Origin of the sequence: Rhodococcus sp. P14 (genome assembly GCF_000256505.1) — a bacterium.
GTDB lineage: Bacteria > Actinomycetota > Actinomycetes > Mycobacteriales > Mycobacteriaceae > Rhodococcus > Rhodococcus ruber.
Genome location: NZ_AJFC01000001.1, coordinates 1 through 17,737, shown reverse-complemented (window position 1 = coordinate 17,737; position 17,737 = coordinate 1). Strand labels below are relative to the sequence as shown.

The window sequence follows — 17,737 nt, the reverse complement described above, 5'->3', positions numbered from 1 at the left end:
CGACATGGACCCCCTCCTGACGCTGCTCGGGGTTGCCGGCGCCGCGTTCGTCATCGCCGTGCCCGGGGCCGACGACGTCATGCTCGGCTACCAGAGCCTGTCGTTCCACGACGCGCTGTACGTGCGGCGCGCGCTCGGCCTGCGTCCCGCTCCCGAGTTCGAGCGGTGGCTCGCCGGCCTCGGCATGGTCGACGGAGCCGGGCACATCCTGCCGGTGGACGCGGCCGCCTCCCCGCTGCGCGCCCTCGCGGGAGGTGCGGCATGAGCGAGTCCGTCGACCGTGACTTCTGGGCGCCGCTGCGGTCGTCGACGCAGGCCCGCATCGGGCTCGGCCGCGCCGGCGACGGCCTCCCGACCGCGCGGGTGCTCGAGTTCCGGGCCGCGCACGCCGCGGCCCGCGATGCGGTGCACCAGCCCCTCGACGTGCCGGCCCTGGCCGCCGACGTCGAACGTCTCGGACTCGGCGCGCCCGTCGTCGTCGAGAGCCGCGTGCGCGATCGGGGCGAGTACCTGCGCCGCCCGGATCTCGGCCGCGTGCCCGCGGACCTGTCCGCGGTCCCGGCCGTCGGCGCCGACGTCGGGGTGGTCCTCGCCGACGGGCTCTCGCCGCGGGCCCTGACCGAGCACGGCGTCGCCCTGCTCGAGGCGATCGTGGCGGCCCTGCCGCGGCACCTGTCCGTGGCGACGCCGGTGATCGCGACGTCGGCGCGGGTCGCGCTCGGCGACCACATCGGCGCCGCCCTGGGGGTGCGCACCCTGCTGGTCCTGATCGGGGAGCGGCCCGGGCTGTCGGTCGCCGACAGCCTCGGGGTGTACCTGACCCACGAGCCGCGGCCCGGTCGTGCCGACGCCGAACGGAACTGCGTGTCCAACATCCACCCACCCGAAGGGCTGGGGTATGCGGCGGCCGCGTGCGTCGTCGCGGGGCTGGTCGACGGGGCGCGCCGGCTCGGGCGGTCCGGGGTGGACCTGAAGGACACCACGCGGGGCGACCGGCTCGATTCCGCGACGGTGGGGGAGTTGTAGCGGCGAGAACGTGACGCATCCGCGTGGCCGGTTGACATTGCCGCCGCATCCGCCAAATCATGTACTCCGCCCGACCGGGTGACACGTACGGCCCGCGACCGGGCGACGAGGAGAGGACACGATGGCTTTCGCTGGCAATGTCGACGAGCTGGCTCTGCTGCAGACGGTGCGGCTGAAGCAGACCGTCACCGCGGAGGTGATCGCGGCGCATCTCGGGGTGTCCGTCGCGTCCGGCCGGGCGGCGTTCGACGCACTCGTCGCCCAGGGCAAGGCGAAGGAGAGCGGCGACGGCATCTCCCTGACCGACGCGGGTGCTGCGGAGCTGACCGATCAGCTCGACGCGGAGCGCGTCTCGATCGACGAGGATTCCCTCGCGGAGCTGTTCGAACAGTTCGGGCCGCTCGACGACGAGCTCACCGCGCTGCTCGCCGACCCGGAATCCGCCAACTTCCTCGACGAACTGATCGAGCTGGATCGCAAGGCGCAGAATCTCTTCGACGACGTGTCGGCCTTCGTTCCGCGCCTGTCGCGGTACCAGGACCTGTTCGCCGAGGCGCTCGGGAAGATCAAGTCCGGCGCGCTGGCATGGGCCACGGCACCGAACATCGACTCGTACGCGACCGTGTGGCGCGAGATGCGCGCCGAACTCGCCGGCGCCGCCGGTCGCTGACGCGCCGGTCACCGGAACGCGGCGACGAAGCGCCGTTGCCCGGGCGTGTCCACCGCTCGGCGCGAATAGTGCTCGCGCACATAGGCAACCGCGTCGGCGGGCGGCACGCCGTCGAGGATCGCCAGGCAGGCCGGCGCGGTGCCCGTGCGGCCGTGTCCCCCGCCGCAGGCGACTTCGACGCGTTCGGCCACACACCGCTCCCATGCCTCGTGCAGTATCCGGCGCGCGGCCCGGGGATCGGCTGGGAGCCGGAAGTCGGGCCAGCGGATCCATCGGGCCTGCCACGGGACCGTCGGCGGTTTCCGGCCCGAGCGGTAGATCCCGAGTGTGGGGTGCGGGCCGGTCGGCGCCGGCGGACGCCCCGGCCCCGGACGGTCCGGCCCGACGGGAGGGCCAGAACCCCCGGGTGCCCGGTTCCCAGGTCGTCGTCATGGACGGAGCGTAGGCGGCGCGGGCGCGGCCGGTCCGCCCCGGTGGCCGCGCCGGGATGCCCGACGCGCTCCGGTCATTCGTTCGCCGAACTACGTGATACGGCTCACAGCCACCCCCCTTTCGGGGGTAGTGGGGGAGTGAGGCGGATCACTACCTTTCCTTCCATCCCGCGGCGCAGGTCCGCCGCGGCTCGGACGGAAATACGGAGGACAGACGTGACCACAGTGTCGACACCGGGGGCCGAACCCCCCGTGGTACCGGCGGGGCACAAGCCCGCCGCGCCGACCGCTCCTGCCCCGGGCGGCCCCGGCATCCGACGCGTCGCCATCGCCAGCTGCATCGGCACCACCATCGAGTTCTACGACTTCTTCATCTACGGAACCGCCGCAGCCCTGGTCTTCCCGACGGTGTTCTTCCCGGCGCTCGGCGCCACCGCCGGCACGGTCGCCTCGTTCGCGACCTTCGCCGTCGCCTTCATCGCGCGCCCGGTCGGCGCCATGCTGTTCGGGCACTTCGGCGACCGCATCGGCCGCAAGAAGACCCTCGTCTCCACCCTGCTGCTGATGGGCATCTCGACCCTGCTCATCGGGTTGCTTCCGGGCGCCGAGACGATCGGCGTCGCCGCCCCGATCATCCTCGTGCTGCTGCGCTTCGCCCAGGGCTTCGCCGTCGGCGGTGAATGGGCCGGCGCGACGCTGCTCACCGCCGAGTACGCGCCACCGGGCAAACGCGGCCTGTATGCGATGTTCCCCCAGCTGGGCCCGGCCATCGCCTTCGCCCTGTCGAGCGGCACCTTCCTGTTCACCGGCCTGGCCCTCGGCGACACCAACGAGGCCTTCCTCGACTACGGTTGGCGAATCCCGTTCCTGCTCAGCATCGTTCTCGTGGCCGTCGGTCTGTACATGCGCCTCGCCATCCAGGAGACCCCGGTGTTCCGGGCCGAGAGCGAAGCCCGCGCCGCCGCCCCGGCCGAGAAGCGCACCCTGCCGTTCCTCGACGCCCTGCGCTACCAGACCAAGGAGATCCTCCTCTCGGCCGGCGCCCTGGCGATCATGTTCGCCTTCTTCTACATGGGCACCGCGTACCTGACCAGCTACGCGACCAAGACCCTCGGCTTCTCCCGGCCGTTCGTCCTGACCGTCGGCATCGTCTCGTCGCTCGTGTTCGGCGCCGCGATCGTGCTCTCCGCGCTCTACTCCGACCGGGTCGGACGCCGTCGCGTCATCATGATCTCGTGCGGCTTCTCCGTCGTGTGGGCGCTGGCGCTGTTCCCGCTGCTCGACACCGGATCGCCGGTCGCGTTCGTCGTCGGCATGATGGTCACCCTGGCCATCTTCGGCATCGCCTACGGCCCGTGCGGCGCACTGCTGCCGGAGATGTTCCACACCCGGTACCGGTACACCGGCGCCGGACTCGGCTACAACCTCGCCGGCGTCCTCGGCGGTGCGATCCCGCCCATGCTGGCCGCGCCCCTGGCCGCGTCCTACGGCGGCATCGCCATCGGCGTCATGCTCTCCGTGCTCGGCGTCCTGAGCTTCGTGTGCACGAAGGCCCTCGTCGAGACCCGGGACCGAGCGCTCTGATCCCGCCGGCGCCCTCCCCGACACCCCGGGGAGGGCGCCTCGTGCTGTCACCACCCCCTCAACTGTCCAGAATCCGAACACCTGCGGCCCCGGATCGGCGAGCATGGTGGACGAGTCCTCGAGACCCCGTCGCTCGTCCCGGGCCGCGCACACTGCAGGAGCACCAATGACCGGTTTCACCACACCCGAACTGCCCAGCTACACCTCGGGGGCGTGGAACACCCCGCTGCTCGGGGACACGATCGGCGACAACTTCGACCGCACCGTCGCCCGGCACGGCGCCCGGGACGCGCTCGTCGACCGCGCCGCCGGCCGGCGCTGGACCTACACCGAGCTCGCCGGCGAGGTCGACGCTCTCGCGTTCGGGCTGCTGCGGGCCGGCATCGGCAAGGGCGACCGGGTGGGCATCTGGGCGCCCAACTGCGCCGAGTGGGTGTTCGTCCAGTACGCCACCGCGAAGATCGGCGCGATCCTGGTCAACATCAACCCGGCCTACCGCTCGCACGAACTGCAGTACGTGCTCACCCAGGCCGGAATCCGCATGCTGGTCGCGGCCCCGAGGTTCAAGACGTCCGACTACGCGGCGATGATCGACGAGGTGCGGGGCAACTGCCCGGATCTCGAACAGGTGGTGCTGCTCGGCTCTCCCGACTGGGACGAGCTCGGCGAGTCCGGCCGCGCCGCACTCGCCGACGACCGCACCCGGCTCGACGCCGCGCAGCGCGACCTGTCGGCCGACGATCCGATCAACATCCAGTACACGTCCGGCACGACCGGATTCCCCAAGGGCGCCACCCTCAGCCACCACAACATCCTCAACAACGGGTTCTTCGTGGGCGAGCTGTGCCACTACACCGAGCAGGACAAGGTGTGCATCCCGGTGCCCTTCTACCACTGCTTCGGCATGGTGATGGGCAATCTGGCCTGCACCAGCCACGGTGCGACGATGGTGATCCCGGGACCGGCCTTCGACCCGGCCCAGACGCTGGCCGCCGTCGCCGAGGAGCGCTGCACCTCCCTCTACGGTGTGCCGACGATGTTCATCGCCGAACTCGCCGACCCCGGCTTCGACGGCTTCGACCTGTCGAGCCTGCGCACCGGCATCATGGCGGGCTCGCCGTGCCCGGTCGAGGTGATGAAGCAGGTCATCGAACGGATGGGCATGGCCGAGGTCTCCATCTGCTACGGCATGACCGAGACCTCCCCGGTGTCGCTGCAGACCCGCAGCGACGACACCATCGACCAGCGGGTGTCCACCGTCGGCCGCGTCGGCCCGCACCTCGAGGTCAAGATCGTCGATCCGGCCACGGGCCTGACCGTCCCGCGCGGCGAGCCGGGCGAACTGTGCACCCGCGGCTACTCGGTGATGCTCGGCTACTGGAACCAGCCCGACAAGACCGCCGACGCCATCGACGCCGCCCGGTGGATGCACACCGGCGACATCGGCGTCATGGACGCCGACGGGTACGTCTCGGTCACCGGCCGCATCAAGGACATGGTCATCCGGGGTGGCGAGAACATCTACCCGCGGGAGATCGAGGAGTTCCTCTACACCCACCCGGACATCCTCGACGCCCAGGTGGTCGGGGTGCCCGACCAGAAGTACGGGGAGGAGCTCATGGTGTGGATCCGGATGCGGGAGGGGGCGGCGCCGCTCGACGCGCAGTCGCTGCGCGAGTACTGCACGGGCAAGCTCGCACACTACAAGATCCCCCGCTACGTGCACGTCGTCGACGAGTTCCCGATGACGGTCACCGGCAAGATCCGCAAGGTCGAGATGCGTGAGATCTCGACGGCCCTGCTCGGGGAGGCCGGACAGGGGTGAACGGTCTGCGGCCGGAGATCGCTCTGTCCTGGAAGCGCTCACAGCTGAGCGGGATAGACCCGGGACGGCTTCCCGAACCGACCCTGCTGGGCCCCTCGGACGCGGCCGGGCGGCTGCTCGACGCCGCCCGGCCGGTGCTCGACGAGCTGCGCACCCAGCTCGCCGGCACGGGCTGCTGCATCCTCCTCGTGGACCGCGACTGCCGGATCGTGGCCCGGTTGTTCGACTCGGCACCCATGCAACGGGCCATGGAGGAGATCGGCGTGGTCCCCGGCGCCGCCCTGAGCGAGGACACCTACGGCACCAATGCCCTCGGCACCCCGTTCGAGGTGCGGCAGAGCCTCGTGGTGCACGGCGAAGAGCACTACCTCGAGTCCCTCAAGGACTTCAGCTGCTACGGGCATCCCCTCGTGCATCCGGTCACCCGTCGCATCGAAGGCATCCTCGACATCACCGCCGCCGGCAAGACCGCCAATCCGCTGTTCGCGCCGTTCCTCGCCCGGGCGGCCCGCGACATCGAGGCACGGCTGCTCGAGGGCGCCCGCGAGTCCGACCGGCGGGTCGTCGACGCGTTCCAGCGGGCCGCGCAGCAGCGCGGCGTCGCGGTCGCGGCCATGGGCGAGGACATCATGCTCACCAACAAGGCCGCCGTCGAACTGCTCCTGCCCGCCGATCACGCTGCCCTGCGCGCGATCGCGGTCGATCTGCCAGCGGGGGAGTCCCGCACCATGGACTTCGCGCTGTCCGCCGGCGGCAGCACCCGGTTGCGGATCGACCGCATCCCGGGCATCGGCAGCGGCGCGTTGTTCCTGCTCGACGCCTCCGGGGCACGCGAACCCGTGCCCCGGAGCGACGTCGCGCAGGATGCGACGACGCGGCTACGGCGGCGGCTCGGGCGGCTGCGCGACGGTGCCGGTGGCGTGGCGATCGTCGGCGAGCCCGGCAGTGGGCGAACCTGGGCGGCAAGGGAACTCGTCCGTGAGGCGGGCACGTTCCTGGATGCCGCCCGGATCGTCGGTGAGGGTGAACGCGAATGGTCGGCCCGGTTGCTCACGGTCGCGGCCGCCGCGACGGACCGCGGCTTCGTGGTCGTCGAACACGTGCACCTGGCGCCGGACCCGGTGCCGGCGCTGCTCTCGTCGATGCTCTCCGACCCGGCCGCACCGCGGCTCGTGCTCACGGCCGACCCCGTCGACGGCATCCGGCCGCCGGTGCGGGAGCTGTTGGCACGCTGCCCCGGTCAGGTCCGGGTCCCGGCCCTGCGGCAACGGATCCGGGAACTCGGTGACCTGGCCGCCGCGCTCGCGCAGGAACTCGGCCGACCGGATCTGCGCCTGGGCCCGAGTGCCCTGACGGCCTTGTCGGAACGTTCGTGGCCCGGCAACCTCGCCGAACTGCGGGCGGTGCTCGCCGCCGTCCCGGTGCGGGAGTCCCCGCTGCCGGTGCGACGGGAGGATCTGCCGGTCGACTACCGGGCGACGAGCCGGGTCTCCCGCCTGGGAGGGCGCGAGCGCGCCGAGCGGGAGGCCATCATCGAGGCGCTGCGTGAGAGCGGCGGCAACAAGGTGCACGCCGCGGCGCAGCTCGGTATCAGCCGCACCACGCTCTACAGCCGGATCCGCGCGCTCGGCATCGCGGGCTGACCGTACCCGCGCGGGTCTCGTCGCTCGTATGCGCATGTGCGCACTGTCCAATCCTTGAACAGTTCCCACGGCCCTGCCCGAAGCAGTATGACCCGTGTCACACTACTTCAGGAGGTTGGGCATGACAGCTGTTGCCGAGCACATCGTCGCTCCGCGGATCCGAGAGTTCCTCTCCGGGACCAGACAGCTCTACATCGGCGGCGAATGGCTCGACGCCGCCTCGGGCCGCGTCTTCGCGACCTACGATCCCGCGACCGGGGACAAGCTCACCGACGTCGCCCACGGCGGCGCCGAGGACGTCGACCGGGCCGTGCGGGCCGCCCGCAAGGCATTCGACGAGGGCCCGTGGCCGACGATGAAGGCCGCCGAGCGGGAGCGCATGATCTGGCGGGTCGGTGATCTGCTCACCGAGCGCGCCGAGGAGTTCGGCCAGCTCGAGGCGCTCGACAACGGCAAGTCCGCCGTGATCGCCGCGGCCGTGGACACGGCGTGGTCGGCGGACATCTTCCGCTATTACGCCGGGTGGGCCACCAAGATCGAGGGCAGCACGGTGAACGTCACGATGCCGTTCGTGCCCGGCGGCGAGTTCCACGCCTACACGCTGCGCGAACCGGTGGGCGTGTGCGGGCTCATCGTGCCCTGGAACTTCCCGCTGCTGATGGCCGCGTTCAAGCTCGCGCCCGCCCTCGCCGCCGGCAATACCGTCATTCTCAAGCCCGCGGAGCAGACGCCGCTCACCGCGCTGCTGCTCGCCGAGATCTTCGAAGAGGCCGGGTTCCCGCCCGGGGTGGTGAACATCGTGCCCGGCTTCGGCGACGCCGGCGCCGCCCTCGCCGCGCACGACGACGTCGACAAGATCGCCTTCACCGGGTCCACCGAGGTGGGCAAGAAGGTCGTCGACGCCGCCAAGGGAAACCTGAAGAAGGTCTCGCTCGAACTCGGCGGCAAGAGCCCGAACATCGTCTTCGCCGACGCCGACTTCGATGCGGCCGTGCAGGGTTCTCTCGATGCGTGGCTGTTCAACCACGGCCAGTGCTGCGTGGCCGGCACCCGGTTGTTCGTCGAGCGTCCCATCTTCGAGAGGTTCACCGAGGCCGTCGCCGAGGCGGCGAGCAAGGTGAAGATCGGACCCGGTCTCGACCCGGCCACCCAGCTCGGCCCGCTGGTCTCCCAGGAGCAGCTGGATCGGGTCACCGGCTACCTGCGCGAGGGCCTCGCCGACGGCGCCCGCGCCCTGACCGGGGGCAAGCGCTGGGGGGATATCGGCTACTTCGTCGAGCCCACCGTCCTGGTCGACGTCAAGCCCGAGTTCAGCGTCGTCCGGGAGGAGATCTTCGGGCCGGTGGTCGCCGCCATGCCGTTCGACGCGGACGAAGGCATCGTCGGTGCGGCCAACGACTCCATCTACGGTCTCGCCGCCGGCATCTGGACCCGTGACATCTCGCGGGCACACCGAGTCGCCCGGCGGTTGAAGGCCGGTTCGGTGTGGGTCAACCAGTACAACGGCTTCGACACCGCGATGCCGTTCGGCGGCTACAAGCAATCCGGCTGGGGACGCGAGCTCGGCGCGTCCGGCATCGATGCCTTCACTCAGACCAAGGCCGTCAACATCGCGCTCTGACGGTCCTGCCCACCCTCTCGAACCTGCGAAGGAGAACCACAATGAAGACCAAAGCCGCAGTTCTGCTCGAGGCCGGAAAGCCGTTCGAGATCATGGAACTCGATCTGGACGGTCCCGGCCCCGGCGAGGTGCTGATCAAGTACACCGCCGCGGGTCTGTGCCACTCGGACCTGCACCTGACCGACGGGGACCTGCCCCCGCGCTACCCGATCGTCGGCGGCCACGAGGGATCGGGCATCATCGAGGAGGTCGGTCCCGGCGTCACCAAGGTCAAGCCGGGCGACCACGTCGTGTGCAGCTTCATCCCGAACTGCGGCACCTGCCGGTACTGCTCGACGGGCCGGCAGAACCTGTGCGACATGGGCGCGACCATTCTCGAGGGCTGCATGCCGGACGGGTCGTTCCGGTTCCACGGCGACGGTAAGGACTTCGGCGCGATGTGCATGCTCGGCACGTTCGCCGAGCGCGCCACCATCTCGCAGCACTCGGTGGTCAAGGTCGACGACTGGCTCCCGCTCGAGACCGCCGTGCTCGTCGGCTGCGGTGTGCCGTCCGGCTGGGGCACCGCGGTGTACGCCGGGGACGTCCGCGCCGGCGACATCGTCGTGATCTACGGCATCGGCGGTCTCGGCATCAACGCCGTCCAGGGTGCCGTGCACGCGGGCGCCAAGTACGTCGTGGTCGTCGACCCGGTGGAGTTCAAGCGCGACACCGCCCTGAAGTTCGGTGCCACGCACGCCTTCGCCACTGCCGCCGAGGCGGCCGAGAAGGTCAACGAGCTGAGCTGGGGCCAGGGCGCCGACGCTGCCCTGATCCTCGTCGGCACCGTCGACGAGGAGGTCGTCTCGGCGGCCACCTCGATCGTGGGCAAGGGCGGCACCGTCGTCATCACCGGCCTGGCCAACCCGGAGAAGCTCACGGTGCACGTGTCCGGAACGGAACTGACCCTGTTCCAGAAGACCATCAAGGGCTCGCTGTTCGGTTCGGCCAACCCGCAGTACGACATCGTGCGGCTGCTGCGGCTCTACGATGCCGGGCAGCTGAAGCTCGACGAGCTGGTCACCCATCGCTACAGCCTCGAGGAGGTCAACCAGGGCTACCAGGACCTGCGCGACGGCAAGAACATCCGTGGGGTCATCCTCCACGACGCCTGATCGCGGGATGCGCCCCGGCGGCCGGCCGGGGCGCATCTGCGGGCCCGCGCAACATTTTGCAGAAGATTTACCGGAATTCTCCCGAAGCGCGCATATTCCGCGCACTCTGTGGCATACCGTCCCCACGGTTCGATGTTCCGAGAGAGGAGCCCGTGATGGGAGAGATCATCGGCACGATCATCTTCGGTGCGGTCATCGGTGTGCTCGCACGGCTGGTGATTCCGGGGAAGCAGGCGATGGGGTGGCTCATCACCATAGTCATCGGCATCGTCGGCGCCCTGATCGGCTACTGGATCTGGGGCATGATCAGCGATCAGGGTGATACGCCCGGCATCGACTGGTGGCGCTGGATCATCAGTATCGCCGTCGCCGCGGTGCTGACCCTGGCCTACACCTCGATGACGAGGGACAAGGTCCGGTAGCAGCAGTGCAGTGCCGGTAACGGCAGCACGATGGGAGCCCCGTCCGGTGATCCGGGCGGGGCTCCGTGCCTGTTCAGGCGTCGGATTCGGGGTCCCCGGCCCGCTCGGCGCCCAGCGCGGCCAGGGTCATGTGGCGCAACACCGCCCGGGTCGCGGCGGGGGAGGACCGGTCGGCGCTGTGCGGGGTCGAGTTGATGAGCCCGAAGGCGGCATGCGCCATGGTCCGTGCGTCGGACTCTCCCAGGGTGGGGTCGAGGCGGCGCAGGGCGCCCACCCACAGTTCGACGTAGCGCCGCTGGGTCTGGCGCACCTCCCGGCGGGCGTCCGCCGGGAGGGATTGCAGCTCCCGGTCCTGCACCCGGATCAGGTCCGGTTCCCCGAGCGCGAAGTCGAGGTGGAAGTCCACCAGGCGGTCGAGTGTGCGCCGGGGATCGTCGGTGTGGTCGACCACGTCGGTGCCGCCGGCCAGCAGGCGACGGCTGATGTCGACCAGCAGCTCGACGAGCAGCGCGTCCTTGTTGGGGAAGTGCCGGTAGACGGCGGGGCCGCTGATGCCCACCGCTGCCCCGAGGTCCTCGAGTCGTACGCCGTTGAACCCGCGCTCGGCGACGAGGCGCGCGGCGGCCTGGAGCAGCTGCCGTCGCCGGTCGGCCTTGGCCCGGCCGCGTGCGGTGAGCAGCTGTTCGTCGGTGTCCGGCTTCAGCTCGGTCATCGGCCGCACCGTTCCTTCCTGACGGGGTCTGGACAACTCAGTTAATCACAGCTAACCTCATTTTCAGTTATCGAGTATTAACTCAGGCGCCCACCCCAAGGCGAGGACTGTACTGTGACAACCCCCCTGACAACCGCTGCGCGGACCTACCGCGAGCAGCACGTCCAGCTGGTCACCGAGCTGCGCGACAAGCTCGCGACCGCCGCTCTCGGCGGCAGCGAGAAGGCCCGGGAACGGCACGTCGCCCGCGGGAAGCTGCTGCCCCGCGAGCGCGTCGACGCCCTGCTCGATCCCGGCAGCGCATTCCTCGAGATCGCGCCGCTGGCCGCGAACGGCATGTACGACGACGAGTGCCCCGGTGCCGGGATGATCGCCGGCATCGGACGGGTGTCCGGCCGCGAATGCGTCATCGTCGCCAACGACGCCACCGTCAAGGGCGGCACCTACTACCCGGTGACGGTGAAGAAGCATCTGCGGGCCCAGGAGATCGCGCTGCAGAACCAGCTGCCGTGCCTGTACCTGGTCGACTCCGGCGGGGCGTTCCTGCCGCGGCAGGACGAGGTGTTCCCCGACCGCGAGCACTTCGGCCGCATCTTCTACAACCAGGCCACCATGAGCGCCAAGGGCATCCCGCAGATCGCCGCGGTCCTCGGCTCGTGCACCGCGGGCGGCGCCTACGTGCCCGCGATGAGCGACGAGGCCGTCATCGTCCGCAACCAGGGCACCATCTTCCTCGGCGGTCCGCCGCTGGTGAAGGCCGCCACCGGCGAGGTCGTCACCGCGGAGGAACTCGGCGGCGGCGACCTGCACTCGAAGGTCTCCGGCGTCACCGACCACCTCGCCGAGGACGACCGCGACGCCCTGAACAAGGTGCGCGCCATCGTCGCCACGTTCGGGCCCCGCACCCCCCGGCCGTGGGACGTCGCGCCGACCTTCGCGCCCGCCGCGGATCCGGCCGAGCTCTACGACGTGGTGCCCACCGACCCGCGCACCCCCTACGACGTGCACGAGGTCATCGAGCGCCTCGTCGACGGCGACCCGACCGGACCCGGTTCGAGCTTCTCCGAATTCAAGGCCGAGTACGGCAAGACCCTGGTCACCGGGTTCGCCCGCATCCACGGCCACCCGGTCGGCATCATCGCCAACAACGGCGTGCTGTTCGGCGAATCCGCCCAGAAGGGCGCCCACTTCATCGAGCTGTGCGACAAGCGCTCGATCCCGCTGCTGTTCCTGCAGAACATCTCCGGCTTCATGGTCGGCCGGGACTACGAGGCCGGCGGCATCGCCAAGCACGGCGCCAAGATGGTCACCGCGGTCGCGTGCGCGCGTGTCCCCAAACTGACCGTCGTCGTCGGCGGCTCCTACGGCGCCGGCAACTACTCGATGTGCGGGCGGGCGTACTCGCCCCGGTTCCTGTGGATGTGGCCCAACGCGCGCATCTCGGTGATGGGCGGCGAGCAGGCCGCCTCCGTGCTGGCGACGGTGCGTTCGGACCAGCTCGACGCGTCCGGCACGCCCTGGACCGCCGAGCAGGAGGAGGCGTTCAAGGCCCCGATCCGCGAACAGTACGAGCACCAGGGCAACCCCTACTACTCGACCGCGCGGCTGTGGGACGACGGCATCATCGATCCCGCCGACACGCGGGAAGTTCTCGGCCTGGCCCTGTCGGCGTGTGCGAACGCGCCCCTCGAGCCGGTTTCCTACGGCGTCTTCCGGATGTGAGGCAGTTGAACATGTTCGATACCACCGGCCCAGCCGGGATGTTCCATACCGTTCTGGTCGCCAACCGCGGGGAGATCGCGGTGCGGGTGATCCGCACGCTGCGGCAGATGGGGATCCGCTCCGTCGCCGTGTACAGCGACGCCGACGCAGGCGCCCGGCACGTGCGGGAGGCCGACACCGCGGTGCGCCTCGGCCCCGCCGCCGCCCGGGAGAGCTACCTCGACATCGCCAAGGTGATCGATGCCGCGCGGCGCACCGGCGCACAGGCGATCCACCCCGGTTACGGCTTCCTGTCCGAGAACTCGGGATTCGCCCAGGCCTGCGCCGACGCCGGGATCGTGTTCCTCGGCCCGCCCGCCAAGGCCATCGAGGTCATGGGCGACAAGATCACCGCCAAGAACGCCGTCGCCGCGTTCGACGTCCCCGTCGTGCCGGGCATCTCCCGGCCCGGCCTGACCGACGACGAACTGATCGCGGCGGCGGGCGACATCGGATACCCGGTGCTGATCAAGCCGTCCGCCGGCGGCGGCGGCAAGGGCATGCGCCTGGTCACCGAATCCGGGCAGCTCGCCGAGGCGCTCGCCTCGGCGCGACGCGAGGCCGCCTCCGCGTTCGGCGACGACACCCTCTTCCTGGAGCGCTTCGTGCAGCGCCCGCGGCACATCGAGGTACAGATCCTCGCCGACACCCACGGGAACGTCGTCCATCTCGGCGAGCGTGAGTGCAGCCTGCAGCGCCGCCACCAGAAGGTGATCGAGGAGGCCCCGTCGCCGCTGCTCGACGAGGCCACCCGCGCCCGGATCGGCGAAGCGGCGTGCAACACCGCCCGCAGCGTCGACTACACCGGCGCCGGCACGGTCGAGTTCATCGTCTCCGCGGACGCGCCGGACGAGTTCTTCTTCATGGAGATGAACACCCGCCTCCAGGTCGAGCACCCCGTCACCGAGATGGTCACCGGACTGGACCTGGTGGAGTGGCAGGTGCGCGTCGCCGCGGGTGAGGCGCTCGGTTTCGCGCAGGACGAGATCACCCTGACCGGGCATGCGATCGAGGCCCGCGTCTACGCCGAAGACCCCGCCCGCGGGTTCCTGCCCACCGGCGGCACCGTGGTCGACGTCGTCGAGCCGGAAGGGTCCGGCGTACGCGTCGACTCCGGTCTCGAGGTGGGCACGGTCGTCGGCAGTGATTACGACCCGATGCTGTCGAAGGTGATCGCGCACGGACCCGACCGGGCCGCCGCGCTGCGCCGTCTCGACCGGGCCCTGGCCGACACCGCGGTCCTCGGGGTGGTCACCAACATCGACTTCGCCCGCTTCCTGCTCGCCGACCCCGACGTGCAGGCCGGGAACCTCGACACCGGACTGCTCGACCGCCGCCTCGGCGACTACGCCGCCCCGGACACCCCCGATGCGGTGCTCGTCGCCGCGGCCGCGCACCGGTGGCTGCGACGCTGGCCCGCCGCGTCGAGCCACGCCCCCGTCGATCCGTGGGACCGGCCCACCGGCTGGCGCGTCGGCGGATCCGCGCCGACCACCGTGCGGCTGCACACCCCCACCCGCACCGACCACGTGCACCTGAACGGCACCCCGGGGGCCGCCACCGCGCGGATCGAGGACGGCCCGGAGCGCGTGCTCACCGCTCGATTCGAAGGGGACCGCCTCGCGGTCACGCTCGACGGGGTGCGCTCGGAGTTCCGCGTCGCCGAGGGCGACGGGCAGCTGTGGCTCGCCGGCGACGGCGGCACCTGGCCGGTGCGTGAGGCGCGCGAGGCGAGCATCCGCGGCGCCGACGCCCACGCCGGTGAGGCCGAGCTGACCAGCCCGATGCCCGGCACCGTCATCGCCGTGCCCGTCGAGGCGGGGGCCGCCGTCACCGCCGGCACGACCGTCGTCGTCGTCGAGGCGATGAAGATGGAGCACGCCCTGACCACGCCGGTCGACGGCACCGTCGAACTTCTCGTCGCCCCCGGGGACCAGGTCAAGGTCGACCAGCTCCTCGCCCGCGTCGTTCCCACCGACACCACCGAAAGCTAGGACACAGCAGATGACCGACTACCTCTCCACCGGACAGCTTCCCGACGACTACCGGGACCTGAAGGACACCGTCGCCGACTTCGCGCGGAGCGTCGTCGCGCCCGTCGCCGCCGAGCACGACGCCAACCACACCTTTCCGTACGAGGTCGTCAAGGGCATGGCCGATCTCGGCCTGTTCGGGTTGCCGTTCCCCGAGGAGTACGGCGGACAGGGCGGCGACTACTTCGCGCTGTGCCTCGCCCTCGAGGAACTCGGCAAGGTCGACCAGTCCGTGGCCATCACCCTCGAGGCCGGCGTCTCGCTCGGCGCCATGCCGATCTACCGCTTCGGCACCGAGGAGCAGAAGCGCAAGTGGCTGCCGCAGCTCGCGGCCGGCCGGGCCCTGGGCGCGTTCGGGCTGACCGAGCCCGGCGCGGGCAGCGACGCCGGCGGCACCAAGACCACCGCCAAACTCGACGGTGATCAGTGGATCATCAACGGCAGCAAGCAGTTCATCACCAACTCCGGCACCGACATCACCGAGATCGTCACCGTCACCGCCGTCACCGGCGAGCGGGACGGCAAGAAGGAGATCTCCACGATCGTCGTGCCCACCGACACCCCGGGCTTCGTGGCCGAGCCCGCCTACAACAAGGTCGGCTGGAACGCCTCGGACACCCACCCGCTGAGCTTCACCGATGTGCGGGTCCCGGCGGAGAACCTGCTCGGGGAGCGGGGCCGTGGCTACGCGAACTTCCTGCGCATCCTCGACGAGGGCCGCATCGCGATCGCCGCCCTGTCCACCGGTGCCGCACAGGGCTGCGTCGACGAGTCGGTCAAGTACGCGAAGGAGCGCGAGGCCTTCGGCCGTCCCATCGGCCGGAACCAGGCGATCGCCTTCAAGATCGCCCGGATGGAGGCACGGGCGCACGCCGCCCGCGCCGCCTACTACGACGCCGCGGCCCTCATGCTGGCCGGCAAGCCGTTCAAGAAGCAGGCTGCCATCGCCAAGCTGGTCGCGTCGGAGGCCGCGATGGACAACGCGCGCGATGCGACGCAGATCCACGGCGGCTACGGCTTCATGAACGAGTACGCCGTCGCGCGGCACTACCGGGACAGCAAGATCCTCGAGATCGGCGAGGGCACGACCGAGGTCCAGCTCATGCTGGTGGCGCGGGAGCTCGGCCTGTGAGCGCCCGGGTCACCCAGCGCGGACTGTGGTTCGAGGAGTTCGAGGTCGGCACCGTCTACGAGCACCGCCCCGGCCGCACCGTCACCGAGGCCGACAACGTCGCGTTCACCACGATGACGATGAACACGCAGGCGCTGCACCTCGACGCCGCCTACAGCGAGGGCACCGAATTCGGTGAGCGCCTGGTGAATTCGATGTTCACCCTGTCCACTCTCGTCGGGTTGTCGGTGGCGCAGCTGACGCAGGGCACGATCGTCGCCAACCTCGGGTTCTCGGAGATCAAGTTCCCCGCGCCGGTCCGCCACGGCGACACCCTCTACGCCGAGACGCTGGTCACCGACAAGCGTGCGTCCAAGTCCCGTCCCGGGCAGGGGATCGTCACGCTCGAGCACACGGCCCGCAACCAGCGCGGCGACGTCGTCGCGGTCGCGGTGCGCCAGACGCTGGTCCAGTGCCGGCCGGCCGGGGAGGAGCAGGCATGAGGTCCGTGCCCGCCGTGGGCGGCACCGCGTGGTTGTTCTGTCCGGCGGATCGGCCGGAGCGGTTCGGTAAGGCGGCTGCGACGGCGGATGTGGTGATCCTCGATCTCGAGGACGGGGTGGCGCCGGGGGACAAGGACTATGCCCGCAAGTGCCTGCAGGACACCGCGCTCGATCCCGCTCGCACGGTGGTGCGACTCAATCCCGCTGGCACGTCCGACCATCTCGCCGACCTCGCCGCCCTCGACCGGACCCCGTACACCCGGGTGATGCTGGCGAAGTGCGAGTCGGCGCAGCAGGTGACGTCGTTGGCGCCGCGGGAGGTGGTGGCGTTGATCGAGTCGCCGTTGGGGGCGTTGAAGGTCGACGAGATCGCGCTGGCCGCGGGCACGGTGGGGTTGATGTGGGGGGCGGAGGATCTCGTGGTGGGGCTGGGTGGGCAGTCCTCGCGTCGGGCCGACGGGACGTATCGGGACGTGGCGCGGCACGTGCGGTCGCAGGCGTTGCTGGCGGCGAAGGCGTACGGGCGGTTCGCCCTGGATTCGGTGTTCCTGGACATCCGGGATCACGACGGGTTGCGGGCGGAGGCGCTCGATGCGGTGGCGGTGGGGTTCGATGCGAAGGTGGCGATCCATCCGGGTCAGGTGGGGGTGATCCGGTCGGCGTATGCGCCGAGCGAGCAGGATGTGGCGTGGGCGCGGCGGGTGCTGGCGGCGGTGCCGGAGGAGCGGGGGGTGTTCCAGTTCGAGGGCCGGATGGTCGATGCGCCGGTGCTGCGGCACGCCGAGCAGATCCTGCACCGCGCCGAGGAGTCCGCCGCGGCCGCCGACCGCTGACCGCGTCCACGGCGCCGACAGATCCGCGCGCCGCCCAGTCGTACACACCTGAAATTTCCCGTGCGTACGACTATCCGGCGCGCGGATCCTGGGCAAATGCCCTGACAGGGGGCCCTGCGGACAGCATCATCGAAGAGATCACCGATGGAGGAGGTCTCTATGTACGGCGTCGGCGGCCCGGCGTGGTTGTTCTGTCCGGCCGATCGGCCGGAGCGGTTCGGTAAGGCGGCTGCGACGGCGGATGTGGTGATCCTCGATCTCGAAGACGGGGTGGCGCCGGGGGACAAGGGCCATGCCCGCAAGTGCCTGCAGGCCCCCGCGCTCGATCCCGCTCGCACGGTGGTGCGGGTGAACCCGGCCGGCACCGACGAGCACGACGCCGATCTGAAGGCGCTGGCGGTCACGAAC

Annotated in this window: 16 protein-coding genes and 1 pseudogene; 15 read left to right on the top strand and 2 right to left on the bottom strand. The window is 70.7% G+C overall.

Translation table 11 applies throughout. The annotated features are described in order from the left end of the window. The 3 genes from eutB to OEY_RS0100075 all read left to right on the top strand — a co-directional run. On the top strand, window positions 1-265 hold a 265-nt coding region (gene eutB, locus OEY_RS27830), incomplete at its 5' end, for an ethanolamine ammonia-lyase subunit EutB (protein ID WP_010591924.1). Continuing rightward, window positions 262-1,026: an ethanolamine ammonia-lyase subunit EutC gene (gene eutC, locus OEY_RS0100080; protein WP_010591923.1), complete on the top strand. Its 765-nt coding sequence runs from the start codon at window positions 262-264 to the stop codon at window positions 1,024-1,026. The genes eutB and eutC, both read left to right, overlap by 4 nt. A gap of 121 nt (window positions 1,027-1,147) precedes the next feature. Next, window positions 1,148-1,696 carry a hypothetical protein gene (locus OEY_RS0100075; RefSeq protein WP_010591922.1) on the top strand — a complete coding sequence of 183 codons (549 nt, stop codon included), beginning with the start codon at window positions 1,148-1,150 and terminating at the stop codon, window positions 1,694-1,696. A gap of 8 nt (window positions 1,697-1,704) precedes the next feature. On the opposite strand, the pseudogene OEY_RS29570 reads toward OEY_RS0100075, so the two are convergent. After that, window positions 1,705-2,128: pseudogene (locus OEY_RS29570) on the bottom strand (protein-tyrosine phosphatase family protein). A gap of 215 nt (window positions 2,129-2,343) precedes the next feature. Between OEY_RS29570 and OEY_RS0100065 the strand changes: the two are divergent. The 6 genes from OEY_RS0100065 (at window position 2,344) to OEY_RS0100040 (ending at window position 10,376) form a co-directional block, all read left to right on the top strand. Continuing rightward, the gene (locus OEY_RS0100065) at window positions 2,344-3,711 is read left to right on the top strand and encodes an MFS transporter (RefSeq protein WP_371851035.1); all 1,368 of its coding nucleotides are present in this window, start codon (window positions 2,344-2,346) and stop codon (window positions 3,709-3,711) included. Between the two features lie 166 nt (window positions 3,712-3,877). Beyond that, entirely contained in the window at window positions 3,878-5,536 is a 1,659-nt protein-coding gene (locus OEY_RS0100060) for an AMP-binding protein (protein ID WP_010591919.1), read from the top strand. Next, window positions 5,533-7,179, top strand: a complete 1,647-nt coding sequence (locus OEY_RS0100055; protein WP_010591918.1) for a sigma-54-dependent Fis family transcriptional regulator — start codon at window positions 5,533-5,535, stop codon at window positions 7,177-7,179. Before OEY_RS0100060 ends, OEY_RS0100055 begins: the two co-directional genes overlap by 4 nt. A 121-nt stretch (window positions 7,180-7,300) precedes the next feature. Next, window positions 7,301-8,800 (top strand): aldehyde dehydrogenase family protein, encoded by a 1,500-nt coding sequence (locus tag OEY_RS0100050; RefSeq protein WP_010591917.1) that lies wholly within the window; start codon window positions 7,301-7,303, stop codon window positions 8,798-8,800. Between the two features lie 41 nt (window positions 8,801-8,841). Further along, window positions 8,842-9,954 carry an NDMA-dependent alcohol dehydrogenase gene (locus tag OEY_RS0100045; RefSeq protein WP_010591916.1) on the top strand — a complete coding sequence of 371 codons (1,113 nt, stop codon included), beginning with the start codon at window positions 8,842-8,844 and terminating at the stop codon, window positions 9,952-9,954. Between the two features lie 155 nt (window positions 9,955-10,109). Then, window positions 10,110-10,376, top strand: coding sequence for a GlsB/YeaQ/YmgE family stress response membrane protein (locus tag OEY_RS0100040; protein WP_010591915.1), 267 nt, complete (start codon window positions 10,110-10,112; stop codon window positions 10,374-10,376). A 73-nt stretch (window positions 10,377-10,449) separates the two neighbouring features. Here the strand turns inward: OEY_RS0100040 and OEY_RS0100035 are convergent, their stop codons facing one another. Next, complete coding sequence (locus OEY_RS0100035; RefSeq protein ID WP_010591914.1) at window positions 10,450-11,088, bottom strand: SACE_7040 family transcriptional regulator; 639 nt, start codon at window positions 11,086-11,088, stop codon at window positions 10,450-10,452. Between the two features lie 114 nt (window positions 11,089-11,202). Between OEY_RS0100035 and OEY_RS0100030 the strand changes: the two genes are divergently transcribed. The 6 genes from OEY_RS0100030 to OEY_RS27825 all read left to right on the top strand — a co-directional run. Further along, window positions 11,203-12,810 carry a carboxyl transferase domain-containing protein gene (locus OEY_RS0100030; protein ID WP_010591913.1) on the top strand — a complete coding sequence of 536 codons (1,608 nt, stop codon included), beginning with the start codon at window positions 11,203-11,205 and terminating at the stop codon, window positions 12,808-12,810. 38 nt (window positions 12,811-12,848) lie between these two features. Beyond that, window positions 12,849-14,843: an acetyl/propionyl/methylcrotonyl-CoA carboxylase subunit alpha gene (locus OEY_RS0100025; protein ID WP_029539829.1), complete on the top strand. Its 1,995-nt coding sequence runs from the start codon at window positions 12,849-12,851 to the stop codon at window positions 14,841-14,843. Window positions 14,844-14,853: 10 nt separating this feature from the next. Continuing rightward, window positions 14,854-16,014 carry an acyl-CoA dehydrogenase family protein gene (locus tag OEY_RS0100020; protein ID WP_010591911.1) on the top strand — a complete coding sequence of 387 codons (1,161 nt, stop codon included), beginning with the start codon at window positions 14,854-14,856 and terminating at the stop codon, window positions 16,012-16,014. Then, window positions 16,011-16,496 carry a MaoC family dehydratase gene (locus tag OEY_RS0100015; protein WP_010591910.1) on the top strand — a complete coding sequence of 162 codons (486 nt, stop codon included), beginning with the start codon at window positions 16,011-16,013 and terminating at the stop codon, window positions 16,494-16,496. Before OEY_RS0100020 ends, OEY_RS0100015 begins: the two co-directional genes overlap by 4 nt. Beyond that, window positions 16,493-17,329 carry an HpcH/HpaI aldolase/citrate lyase family protein gene (locus tag OEY_RS0100010; protein ID WP_010591909.1) on the top strand — a complete coding sequence of 279 codons (837 nt, stop codon included), beginning with the start codon at window positions 16,493-16,495 and terminating at the stop codon, window positions 17,327-17,329. Before OEY_RS0100015 ends, OEY_RS0100010 begins: the two co-directional genes overlap by 4 nt. A gap of 144 nt (window positions 17,330-17,473) precedes the next feature. Next, window positions 17,474-17,737: aldolase/citrate lyase family protein (locus OEY_RS27825; protein WP_237713706.1), on the top strand; the 264-nt coding region annotated here is incomplete at its 3' end.

Bases quoted from the DNA above. Each gene is read 5' to 3' on its own strand.
- eutC (WP_010591923.1), top strand. From the start codon at position 262: ATGAGCGAGTCCGTCGACCGTGACTTCTGGGCGCCGCTGCGGTCGTCG.
- OEY_RS0100075 (WP_010591922.1), top strand. From the start codon at position 1,148: ATGGCTTTCGCTGGCAATGTCGACGAGCTGGCTCTGCTGCAGACGGTG.
- OEY_RS0100060 (WP_010591919.1), top strand. From the start codon at position 3,878: ATGACCGGTTTCACCACACCCGAACTGCCCAGCTACACCTCGGGGGCG.
- OEY_RS0100050 (WP_010591917.1), top strand. From the start codon at position 7,301: ATGACAGCTGTTGCCGAGCACATCGTCGCTCCGCGGATCCGAGAGTTC.
- OEY_RS0100045 (WP_010591916.1), top strand. From the start codon at position 8,842: ATGAAGACCAAAGCCGCAGTTCTGCTCGAGGCCGGAAAGCCGTTCGAG.
- OEY_RS0100040 (WP_010591915.1), top strand. From the start codon at position 10,110: ATGGGAGAGATCATCGGCACGATCATCTTCGGTGCGGTCATCGGTGTG.
- OEY_RS0100035 (WP_010591914.1), bottom strand. From the start codon at position 11,088: ATGACCGAGCTGAAGCCGGACACCGACGAACAGCTGCTCACCGCACGC.
- OEY_RS0100025 (WP_029539829.1), top strand. From the start codon at position 12,849: ATGTTCCATACCGTTCTGGTCGCCAACCGCGGGGAGATCGCGGTGCGG.
- OEY_RS0100020 (WP_010591911.1), top strand. From the start codon at position 14,854: ATGACCGACTACCTCTCCACCGGACAGCTTCCCGACGACTACCGGGAC.
- OEY_RS0100010 (WP_010591909.1), top strand. From the start codon at position 16,493: ATGAGGTCCGTGCCCGCCGTGGGCGGCACCGCGTGGTTGTTCTGTCCG.